Origin of the sequence: Streptomyces griseorubiginosus, from assembly GCF_017614965.1 — a bacterium.
Lineage (GTDB): Bacteria > Actinomycetota > Actinomycetes > Streptomycetales > Streptomycetaceae > Streptomyces > Streptomyces griseorubiginosus_B.
This window is the reverse complement of record NZ_WVUG01000594.1, coordinates 1-2,020: the sequence shown is the minus strand read 5'-3', so window position 1 is coordinate 2,020 and position 2,020 is coordinate 1. Positions and strand designations below refer to the sequence as shown.

3 protein-coding genes and 1 pseudogene are annotated in these 2,020 nt (G+C 72.6%); 2 read left to right on the top strand and 2 right to left on the bottom strand.

Going from position 1 to position 2,020, the window contains the following annotated elements; genetic code table 11:
- Positions 1–259 (bottom strand): annotated as a pseudogene (locus GRC12_RS44010) (protein phosphatase 2C domain-containing protein); the annotation flags it as partial.
- Positions 260–519: 260 nt separating this feature from the next.
- Between GRC12_RS44010 and GRC12_RS44005 the strand changes: the two are divergent.
- Positions 520–1,002, top strand: coding sequence for a DUF456 domain-containing protein (locus GRC12_RS44005; RefSeq protein ID WP_208786028.1), 483 nt, complete (start codon positions 520–522; stop codon positions 1,000–1,002).
- Between the two features lie 67 nt (positions 1,003–1,069).
- The gene (locus tag GRC12_RS44000) at positions 1,070–1,438 is read left to right on the top strand and encodes a PPOX class F420-dependent oxidoreductase (RefSeq protein ID WP_208786027.1); all 369 of its coding nucleotides are present in this window, start codon (positions 1,070–1,072) and stop codon (positions 1,436–1,438) included.
- 13 nt (positions 1,439–1,451) lie between these two features.
- Here the strand turns inward: GRC12_RS44000 and GRC12_RS43995 are convergent, their stop codons facing one another.
- A complete protein-coding gene (locus tag GRC12_RS43995) occupies positions 1,452–1,937 on the bottom strand; it encodes a methylated-DNA--[protein]-cysteine S-methyltransferase (RefSeq protein WP_208786026.1) in 486 nt (161 codons plus the stop codon).
- Between the last annotated feature and the right edge of the window lie 83 nt (positions 1,938–2,020).

Sequence of the window (2,020 nt, the reverse complement as noted above, 5' to 3'; positions counted from 1 at the left end):
GGTCCGTGCCGGTCGGTGTCCGGGACGTGGGGGCCGTAGTCGTCGGGGTCTCCGTCGACGTGCCGCTGCGCTGGGCGGGGACCACGTCGGCCCGCTCGCCCGGCGGCGATCCGTCGGCCACGGTCCCGGCCGCCGAGGCGAACCGGTCGTCCAACGTGTCGGCCGCGGGGGTCGGCCCCGTGTCCTCGGTGGAGTCGTCGTACAGCTGCCCCCACCAGTCGTCCTCGTGACCGGTGGGACTTCCCCCCTGCTGGCTCATGCCCCCAATTGTCCACCCCGGGGCCCGGATGAAAACGGGGCAACGGGAAAAACCGCCGCGGCACGCCGAGTCGAACGCCGTGTCGAGTGACACGTCGAACAGGAAAACGGGAAACAGGCCGCCGGACGTTTCCACCCCCCTCGGGAGAACCGACCGGCGACACCGGAGTGCCCCGGGCCCGGATCCCCTTCGCGCCGGCCGCCGTACCCCGTACCGGATGCTGACCTGCGTTTTCTGTGTCGCTCCGGCACCCTGGGCACATGGGAGTGTGGGACCTCCTGCTGGTCGGTCTGGTCCTCCTGCTCGGCCTGTGCGGAGTGCTGGTGCCCGGGGTGCCCGGGTCGTGGCTGGTGTGGGCCGGGATCCTGTGGTGGGCGCTGAAGGACCCGCGGCCGGTCGCCTGGTGGGTCCTGGTCGGCGCGACCGTGGCGCTGTTCCTCTGCCAGGGGGTCCGCTGGGCGCTGCCGCCGCGCCGGCTGCGGGCGAGCGGCGCCACACCCAGGATGGCGGTGTACGCCGGTACGGGCGCGCTCCTCGGCTTCATCCTGCTTCCCGTGCTCGGCGCCATCCCGGGCTTCATGGCCGGCGTCTACCTCGCCGAACGCCTCCGTCTCGGCCGCCACGGCGAGGCGATGGCGGCCCTGCGCAGGGCGATGCGCTCGGGCGGCGCCGGCGTCCTCGCCGAGTTGTTCACCTGCCTGCTGATCATGGGCGCGTGGCTGGGTGCGGTGATCGCCGGATGACGTAGGTCCCGCGGACTAGGCCGAGGATCCGATGTGGAGGCGCGGCGGGCGTGTTTGGGTGAGGGGCATGAGCGAATTCAGCGAGGCCGAGCGCGCGTATCTGAAGTCGCAGCGGCTGGGACGGCTGGCCACCGTCGACCCGCACGGGCAGCCGCAGGCGAACCCGGTCGGCTTCTTCCCGCAGGACGACGGCACGATCCTGGTCGGCGGGTACGCGATGGGCCGCACCAAGAAGTGGCGCAACCTGCGGGAGAATCCGAAGGTCGCGCTGGTCGTCGACGACATCGTCAGCCTGCGCCCGTGGAAGGTGCGCGGCGTCGACATCCGCGGCGAGGCGGAACTCCTCACCGGACCGCACGAGTTGGGCCCGCACTTCAGCGAGGAGGTGATCCGTATCCATCCGCGGCGGATCCACAGCTGGGGGCTGGAGGACTGAGCCGCCGCCGCGGCTACAGGCAGCCCTCCAGGGTGAGCAGGCGCACCTTCCGCTCCAGCCCGCCCGCGTAGCCGGTCAGTGAGCCGTTCGCGCCGATCACCCGGTGGCAGGGCCGGACGATCAGCAGCGGATTGGCGCCGATGGCACCGCCCACGGCCCGTACGGCGGCCCGGGGCGCCCCGATCCGCGCGGCGATCTCGCCGTACGTCGTGCTCGCCCCGTACGGCACCGCGTCCAGGGCGTTCCACACCCGTTCCCGGAACTCGCTGCCCGCGGTGCTGAACGGCAGCCGGAACTCCTTGAGTTCTCCGGCGAAGTAGGCGGCGAGCTGTTCCTCGGCGGCCCGGAAGGCGGCGGGCTCGTGCCGCCAGCCCTCCCGCACCGCGGGGCCGTTCTTCTGTCCCGGCACGGAGACGGAGGTGAGCGCGCCGGCCGGGTCGGCGGTGAGCAGCAGCGGGCCGAGGAGGCTGTCGACGCGGGTCCATACGGTGGTCGTCACAGGTCAGTCCAACTCTCCTGCTGTGCGCAGGTGTCGCAGGGCATAGGAGCGCCAGGGGCGCCAGCTGTCGGGGACGTCGGGGC